Genomic DNA, 8504 nt, shown 5'->3' on the forward strand with positions numbered 1-8504 from the left:
CAATGCTTTTACAGTAATATTTTCTGAGAATAATTAACATTTTCGGGTGTCGTTTTTTTAACATTAAGATACTAACAATTTCTATCCCTGTCTCACGACGGCTATGTTTTTTAGTTTGTTGCAAAAACGTAGCGATTATATGATAAAATTTAAGTAATGGCAGAACACTAAACTTACAATGCAAACCCCAGATAGTATTTCAGATTCTGCTCAAAAGAAATCTTTATCATTTTAATAAACGTTATATTTACGCTCACAATAAAAATCACGCCATGTAAATTAAGAAGATGGGAGGTTATTGCCATGATCTTATCCATAAGAACTATGAAGGACGTAGGCATATTTAAAGACTTCAAGTGGGATAGGTATAATAACAATCTTAGAGAATTTAAAAACGTAAATTTAATTTATGGCTGGAATGCGAGTGGAAAAACAACGTTGAGCCGTATTTTTGCTTGTCTGGAAAAAGGTCATCCAGGCAAACTGAAACTGTCCGAAAATTCTGAGTGTATCATAGAGTTTCGTGATAATAACCATTTGACTTCTCTGCCTCTTAGTAATGGAAACACACCCGGGTCATTAAGTAATAAAGTGCGAGTTTTTAATGAAGACTTCGTAGAAGAAAATATAGAATGGACGTCTGGCAAGTTAGGTAAAATTCTAATGATTGGTCAGCAATCGATACAACTGAAAATGAATTTAAAAAGCATAGAAGAAAAAATTGAAAGACAAAAAGAGATTGTCGACACAGTACAAAAACAAATCAAAAATGTGGAAACTGAGATATCAAACCTTTTATCCAAAGCCGCCAAAGAAGTACGAGACGAACTTAGAAAGGTTAAAAATATAAGACCACTTAGTGGTGGAGCGAAAGATTACATAAACTATAACTCTCAAGATGCAGAGAAGATATTAGCTGAATTTTCCAAAACCAAGGATAAATACGCTAATGAAGATTTAATAAGAAAATGGAAGCTCACTTTAGAGGAAAAAAATCCAAAAGCCGAGATTAAACCCTTGCAAATAGAAGAGATTCTCAAACCTATAAAAGAACTTGTACAAAAAACTAAAGATATTTTAGAAACCGAGATACCGGAAACAACAATTGATATTTCTCTAAATTCTAAAAAGCTTGATAAAAGCGTCAGAGAATGGTTGTTAAGAGGCTACCAACTTCACAAAGACCTGAGCAAACCAAAGACATGCCTTTTCTGCAAAAACGAAATCTCAGACAAAAGATGGCAACAAATTGAAAATTCTTTCGCAAAAGAAGTTGAAGATTTTTACCACAAACTTGACAACGTTGAAAGACAGATTTCAAAATTCGTTCCGCCTACTCTCAATCTCAAAAAGGATGAGTTTTACTTAGAATATCATACCGAATATCTAAATCTACATCAAAGATTAAGCGATGCTACAAACATGCTCTCGAGACTGATAAATGCTCTAAGCGACAAAATTGAAGCAAAAAGAGAGAATCCTTCAACAAAGATAAGCGTTGATTCAAAACTATTCGATCAAACGCTAAACGAAATAGAAGAGATTTTGAAACAAGTAAATATCCTAATAGAAAAAACAACAATACAACCAAAGAATTCTACAAAGAATTACAAAATGCGGCTCACTCTTTGGAAAAGTACTTTGTCTTAAAGCACGCTGAAACATACAATAAAATAAATAAACAACTTTTAGAATTACAACAAAGTATGGAGCAGGAAACTGAAAAAATGGAAAATCTCGAAAACGAAAAAAACACCATTATTCAAAAGATTAACAATTACAAGATAGCGGCAGAAGAGTTTAACAAAAAACTAAAATTACTCCTTGGATATAACGAACTTTCCTTAGAACCTTTCGAAGAGGGCTACAAAATCTTGCGTAACGGAGAAATAGCGCAAAACCTTAGCGAGGGAGAAAGAAATATCATTTCGCTTATCTACTTTCTCATAAAGCTAAAAGAAAATACTTTCGATGCTAAGAACGGTATTGTTGTAATAGACGATCCAGTATCAAGTCTTGACTCGCAAAATTCGTATGGAGTATATGCTTTAATTAAAGAAGCCTTTCAAGAATTAAAACCAAAACAGCTTTTTATCTTTACTCACAACTATCAATTCTTTAAGTTGATAAGAGATTGGTTCAAACACTCCCGATGTGACGCATCAATCTATTTTCTGCGCTCCAAATTCAGAAATCAAAATAGGGTCTCTGATATTGAAATGGCAGACAAACTACTCTTAGAACACAATTCTGAATACACGTTTTTGTTCAAATTAATCTACTCTAAAGCAAAAACTCCTTCATCATCTTTAGAAGAAGATTATATACTACCTAATGTCCTAAGAAAATTCTTGGAATCATACATCTCCTTCAAAGTACCTCTTAGTGGTGTTAATATACACGAAAAACTCCGCAAGTTATCTGAAGACTACCCAAATCTCGACAAAACACTCATACATCGATTAGAATCATTCACACAAGACCAATCTCATCCACTGTACCACGACTCAATTCACGACTTTGATGAACGACTACTTGGAGAGATTCAATTAGCGTGTAGAAATATTCTCCAACTTTTAAAAGCAACTGACCCTAATCACCTGAAACATTTATTAAGTGAAATAGGAGAAAGTACTGAGAGATTAGAAATATGATGCTCAAATAAAAGATTGATTTAATGGTGTTTCATAGACATGGAAAGAATAATTAAATCTGTTGAAAATCGATTATTTTTGAAAAAAGTTACGCCAGAATGCTTTTTTAAGAAAGGATTGTTCATGACTTTGAGAACAGCACTTTCGAATCTCTTTAGAAAAGAGAACTCGTATTGTTGAGTTTAGGTAACTTCTAACAGAACCCGGAATATTTTAATTGTTTGCAAAAACATCCATCTTTTCTCGTGCTTTCTATAAGCTCTTAACACATCTTGTGGCTGAAGGTTAAAAAACTATGAACTTCAGGAGGTGTATGCATATGGCAGTTAGGGTTCGTAACTTAAAAGGCACAGCTGAAAGACCTGCTCCAAGTGGATATTCCAGCTGGAGAGAATGGTGGGAAGCCAGAAAAGGGCGAAAGTTTGGTAAGTGTTCAAATTTAAATTGTAAGAACCCAGCCGAAGTTGGCGGTCATGTTCAAAAGGATGAACCAAGTGATAGAAAATGGTACATAGTCCCACTTTGCAAGGAATGTAATAAAAAGACGGATTCATTTTATGTTCTAGAAGACGCTTTAGAACCAGTTAATCAATAATCAAAAGCAACTTAATCAAAAAACCTTCAGCCACAAGATGGTTTATGTAAAAACAAAAATAAGCTGTCAGCTAATAGTGTTTAAGAAACAAAGCTATCTGATAGTTAAAAATAAAGGCCGCAGCTTTCGAAACCCTTCACTAATAGATGCAAAAAAACAATAGAAGGCTCAAAGATATTCTTCGCTGACCCGGTTATTTACAATGTTCTGGAAGCCGAAACAGGAAACTTCCGAGAGGCTTTTGTTGTCTTTGCATTGAAAAATCGTGGGACACTATTTGCTGAAAAAGATGAAACAAAAGGTGATTTAATCTTCAACGGAATTCGCTTAGAAATCGGAGGAGCAAGTAAAAAACCAAAACAGGCAGATTTTGTCATCCGAGATGACATCGACCTGCCTGTTAGAAATGCTATACCAATGTGGGTGCTTGGGATGGGGTGGTAAAAACCACTGTAAGGCTATCATGTCATGATGTTTAAATAATATCTCAGAAGATATATAAGTTCATTAAAATAGCAATCATGGTTAGATTCTTAACTCCCCAACATAAGTGCGTCACACTAATAATCACCTCAATATCCTCTGAAATACACCATGAAACACCTTAGAAATCACTAACTTGTTAATATTACTACCAAGAATAAACTCGATGAATACGTACGTAACAGTTACTAGAACTGCATTTAAAATCGTCTTTTCCAGATTACCTACGTTATTAATTAAAACCCCCAACACGTAAGTTACTAAGAGTGCTCCAATGCTACTAACAACATGTGTAGGAACCGTCTTCAACATTTGGCGAAGAGGTATCATCTTTCTTATCATTATTATCTGAGCCAAAGTTACGGAGAACTCAGCAATAACAGTACTTACAGAAGCACCTTTGGCAGCATATCTTGGTATTAATAGCATATTCAATGAAAAATTTACCACAGCACCGGTGATAACCGACAAAGTGAATTCGTTTTCTTTCTTAAAAGGCAACATAATCTGAATACCAAATAGATTACTCCAACTTATGAAAAGTATAATCGGACTTATAATCAAAATTAAGTCCTTTACAGCCAAAAACTTGGAACCAAAAAAGATTGGAACGAAATATGGCATCGTTGTAAACAGAATGCTAATTATTAGCAGAGAAAGATAAGTAACAAAATCGAATACCATTATTGTGTAAGAATTAACAGAATCATGTTCTTTTCTGGCTACAAGCGAAGACATTCTTGCTAACATTACTGGTCCTATTGAAGTAACTAACCCAAGCAGCATTTTGACAATTCTTTGAGCCATGTCGTAATAACCAACCTGTTCTTCTCCTGCTAATAAGCCAACCATTGTCTTGTCTAAAACAATATAAATCTGAATGGCAACCATAGGTATGAAAAGCTTAAAGCTTCCGATAAGATGCTCTAAAATATCATTCCATTTAGCCCTTTCAATGTCAAAGTAACTTTTCGGGACATATAACCACATAATCAACTGACCAATAAGGTTGCCTAAGGTTGTTATCAAAACATAAATTACAAAATCTGATTCCTTTTTTATAAACAGAAAAATTGATACAGCGGAAGCTATTCTAATTACAAGGCTTCTTGTCGAAATCTTTTTGAAATCCTCCACACCTTGAAAAAAGTAAGTTATATCAATAATTGCAGCAAAGAGATTCAGGGATTGTATAAAATAAACAAGCATATACTCTTTTGTAAAGGAGACAACAAAAAACAAATAAGCGATGAATGCTAAAAGACCGGCGAGTAGCTTTACGTAGAACACATTCCAAAAAGTCTTTCTGAGCTTCTCTGAATCATCTCTTACATATGCAATGGCGCGGCTTCCGTACAGTCCTGTTCCCAGTGTTGCAATAAGTATGAAATATTGCACTATTGAGCCCGTAAAAGATGCAATTCCTATTCCCTTGGGATCAAGGACACGACTTATATATGGTGTAGTGATAAACGGTATTAATATATTTGTTATCTGAAGTAGAACGTTGTATATGTAGTTTTTTGCTATGCTCATTCCTCGTCACATCCATAAGTCGAGAATAACTTTTAGTCATTACAAAAGCCTGTTTTCTAATTTTTGCATACTCGCCTCAATAACCTGATCCATGTTGTAGTATTTGTATTCCGCAAGCCTTCCTACAAATATGTATTCCCCACTCTCTTCCAACTTCTTCACTTCTCTCATGTATTTTTCCCTTTTCTCCATATTATCTTCCGTCATCACTATGTAATACGGCTCCCCACTCGCAAGAGGGTATTCAAAACATACCGTCGTTTTCTCACTCTTTTCGTTCAAAAAGTGCTTATACTCAGTTATCCTTGTCCAATCGTAATCGTTCGGATAATTAACAACTGCCACTGGTTGGTAATATTCTTTATCGTATGTCTTTAACTCCAACCTCAGCGAACGATATTCAAGTTTCCCATATACATAATCAAAGAACCTATCAAGCTCCCCTGTGTATACTGTTAGCTGCGGTTTGAATAAATCCTTTACTTCGAAGTAATCCACTCCTGTAAGTATTGCTATATTTTCATGATTGAGCATATTCTCTACCATCTTTGTGTATCCTTGCTTTGGTATACCTTGGTATTTGTCAGAAAAGTACCTATCATCCCTATTTGTCCTTATCGGTATTCTCTTTGCTATCTCTGGTGATAGCTCTTCTGGGTCTCTTTCCCATTGTTTTATCGTGTAGTTTTTGAAAAACATTTCGTATAACCTTTCCCCAACTTGTGAGACAACTACATCCCTAAAGTTCTTTGGCGGTTTGTTGAACTTTGACTTTTTCACTTCTTTTTCTAAGAACTCTTCTACTTCGTATGTAGCTATATTAACCCCAAACACTTCGCACAGTGTGTCTCTGTTGATTGGAAATGGAATGAGCTTGCCTTCAACATAGCTGAGGACTTTGTGCTGGTAGTAGTGGAATTCGGTAAAGCGGTTAACAAAATCCCAGACTTTTTTGTTGTTGGTATGGAAGATATGAGGACCATACGTATGGACAGTAATGCCATTTTCATCTTTGTAATCATGGCAATGACCTGCAATGTGTTTGTGCTTTTCAACAACAAGAACTTTCTTTCCTGATTCTGCCAAAATTCTTGCTGCTGTTGCTCCTGCTAATCCTGCACCAACTATGACAACTTCGAATTGCAAAATACATCACCATCCCTCAAATATTTTCTTGTTTTATGCAAAAATCAAAAGAAAATTACACTCCATAAAGCATTCTTAGAACTCTATAATATAGTAAAAACGTGCTCTCACTAAATAGCGAACCGAAGATTTACCGGTTTTATCCTGTGGAAACCGCAGAAATTTTTCCTGTATTTCTTATTAATGAGAGACCTTTCAAAGCAGGTTTTCGGAATAGTGCTTAACCAAAGGAAATCTGCCCTGGTTACAAACGAAAAAAGACTTATAAAAGTTTAAACAAGACTTCGTTTTTCACTCAGCGTGTATTGTTTCGACTGATTTTTATCATATCTTGGCTACTTTCTTCTGTAAGTCTTAAAGATTCCTGCAAAAAAGCCTTTCAACGGGATGAAAGAACTTACTCCCGCATTGTGCTTCAACAGAAGACTGAGAGAGTGCCGGATGGAACGGTATAGCCAGTATGGATACGCCAATAAGTTGTATCTAGCGTAGGATTTTATTAACCATAGTCTGTTGCGATAAAAATAATATACTCTGCTAATGTGTTGCTTACTTATAACCTTTTGATAAGGATTGTCTTTATGATACATTATAGAGGAACCAACAAGCACTACCTTGCCGACCTTTTTTTTAATTCTGTGGGTGTACTCCGTGTCGTCGCCCCAAATAAAGAGAGAAGCTTCTGGAAAACCTGCAATTCCGATTGCAGAACGTCGTATTAATGGACCTCCAAACGCATTTGCGTCAAGTTCTAAAACTTTCCCTCTGAAATCCTCAATATCTTTACTATTCAGCACAGGAGTATCGTCCATCACAGAGTTAAAAACCTTATGGTGGTAATACTCGACTTCTCCAGAATGCTTATGTACTATGACCGGGCAGAGGCAAGATATGTTTTCGTTCGCATTATATAGTAAGCGCTCCAATGTTTCCTTTTGTGGTTCGCAATCATCATCCATAACCCAAATCCAATCGTAATTGTTTTCGAATGCTATCCGCACTCCGTGATGGAAACCACCAGCCCCACCTGTGTTTTCTGACATCCTTACATAATGAACCTTTATCGACTCTTTATCCAAGTAGTTGCTCACCAACCTGAAATGCTCCCAGGGTTCTGTGAGTTCGTTTGGCGGCAACTTTGAAATGTAACCTCTTTCAAGCAGCAGTTCAGGCGTGCCGTCTGTCGAATTATTGTCTAAGATAACGATCCCCTGAACAGGTCTTGTTTGAGTTCTCAGTGCCTCCAGGCATTCAATCAGTAAGTTTTTTCTATTGTACGTAACAACTACAGCACAAACACTTTCCATATAAGCACCTCACCCCAATTTGTAATAATGTTAACTATAAGTGTTAAAACTTTTGAAAAACCACATTATCTTCTAAACAGGGAACACATTCGACACCGCTCCGCAGATGGGATACTCCACCATGCAAGCCAAAAGAACAGCTTGTTCTAAATGGCGTTCTTCTAACGTCTATAAAAATGGTCACGACAAATACGGCAATCAACAATTCCCTTGCAAAGTCTGTAAACATTCTATTAGACTTTCTCATTCTCATAAGCACAAAAAGGTCTCTTTCCCTTATCCTAAATGCCCTTCTTGTGGTAAATCTATGGAAATTCACAAACCCCATCGTTCTTTCGTTGTCTTCCGTTGTAGAACTTGTCATACAAAAGATAGGGTCCCTTTTAATCTCCCTGAACCTGTCTCTTTTGTTTCTGATTACTTTAAATACTTCCGTTTCCCTATCTTTATTGTCTTAAAAACTTTCGTTTTGTATATGAAACGCAATATGTCTTATCGTACTGTTGCAGATTCTCTTAATATCAAAGTCTCTCATGTTTCTATCTACGAGAATGTTTTCAGAGTTCATGCTGACGAAACTATTGTAGTATTCAAAGACCAAAAATATTATGTCTGGTTATTAGTTGACCACGATACTAACCTTATCCTTTGCTGGCATGTCTCAAAGTATCGTGACATGGGTCAAGTAAAAGTGCTACTTGAAAAGTTTTTAGGCAATTGCAAAGACAAAAGTATCGAACTCATTACAAAACAACTTGGGGCATATGAAAGTGCACTGATATT

Annotated in this window: 7 protein-coding genes and 1 pseudogene; 4 read left to right on the forward strand and 4 right to left on the reverse strand. The window is 35.7% G+C overall.

From position 1 onward, the window contains the following. Nucleotides 1-324: 324 nt before the first annotated feature. From AC3M61_RS01365 to AC3M61_RS01375, 3 genes and pseudogenes are all read left to right on the forward strand, one after another. Nucleotides 325-2654 (forward strand): annotated as a pseudogene (locus AC3M61_RS01365) (AAA family ATPase). Between the two features lie 319 nt (nucleotides 2655-2973). Further along, the gene (locus AC3M61_RS01370; RefSeq protein WP_500779140.1) at nucleotides 2974-3249 is read left to right on the forward strand and encodes a hypothetical protein; all 276 of its coding nucleotides are present in this window, start codon (nucleotides 2974-2976) and stop codon (nucleotides 3247-3249) included. A gap of 255 nt (nucleotides 3250-3504) precedes the next feature. Next, on the forward strand, nucleotides 3505-3693 hold the full coding sequence (locus AC3M61_RS01375; protein ID WP_500779142.1) for a hypothetical protein: 189 nt from the start codon (nucleotides 3505-3507) through the stop codon (nucleotides 3691-3693). A gap of 123 nt (nucleotides 3694-3816) precedes the next feature. Here the strand turns inward: AC3M61_RS01375 and AC3M61_RS01380 are convergent, their stop codons facing one another. The 4 genes from AC3M61_RS01380 to AC3M61_RS01395 form a co-directional block, all read right to left on the reverse strand. Beyond that, a complete protein-coding gene (locus tag AC3M61_RS01380; protein ID WP_500779143.1) occupies nucleotides 3817-5268 on the reverse strand; it encodes a flippase in 1452 nt (483 codons plus the stop codon). 39 nt (nucleotides 5269-5307) lie between these two features. Next, nucleotides 5308-6414: a UDP-galactopyranose mutase gene (gene glf, locus AC3M61_RS01385; RefSeq protein WP_500779144.1), complete on the reverse strand. Its 1107-nt coding sequence runs from the start codon at nucleotides 6412-6414 to the stop codon at nucleotides 5308-5310. Nucleotides 6415-6749: 335 nt separating this feature from the next. Then, nucleotides 6750-7721 (reverse strand): glycosyltransferase family 2 protein, encoded by a 972-nt coding sequence (locus AC3M61_RS01390; protein ID WP_500779145.1) that lies wholly within the window; start codon nucleotides 7719-7721, stop codon nucleotides 6750-6752. Between the two features lie 43 nt (nucleotides 7722-7764). After that, nucleotides 7765-8085: a hypothetical protein gene (locus AC3M61_RS01395; RefSeq protein ID WP_500779146.1), complete on the reverse strand. Its 321-nt coding sequence runs from the start codon at nucleotides 8083-8085 to the stop codon at nucleotides 7765-7767. A gap of 123 nt (nucleotides 8086-8208) precedes the next feature. Between AC3M61_RS01395 and AC3M61_RS01400 the strand changes: the two genes are divergently transcribed. After that, nucleotides 8209-8504 (forward strand): DDE-type integrase/transposase/recombinase (locus AC3M61_RS01400; RefSeq protein WP_500779147.1); only part of this gene is annotated, 296 nt, incomplete at its 3' end.

The sequence above is a fragment of the Fervidobacterium sp. genome, from assembly GCF_059913585.1.

What these genes read in the sequence shown, in the direction of transcription:
- AC3M61_RS01370 (WP_500779140.1), top strand. Translation starts at nt 2,974, where the DNA reads ATGGCAGTTAGGGTTCGTAACTTAAAAGGCACAGCTGAAAGACCTGCT.
- AC3M61_RS01380 (WP_500779143.1), bottom strand. Translation starts at nt 5,268, where the DNA reads ATGAGCATAGCAAAAAACTACATATACAACGTTCTACTTCAGATAACA.
- AC3M61_RS01390 (WP_500779145.1), bottom strand. Translation starts at nt 7,721, where the DNA reads ATGGAAAGTGTTTGTGCTGTAGTTGTTACGTACAATAGAAAAAACTTA.
- AC3M61_RS01395 (WP_500779146.1), bottom strand. Translation starts at nt 8,085, where the DNA reads ATGACAAGTTCTACAACGGAAGACAACGAAAGAACGATGGGGTTTGTG.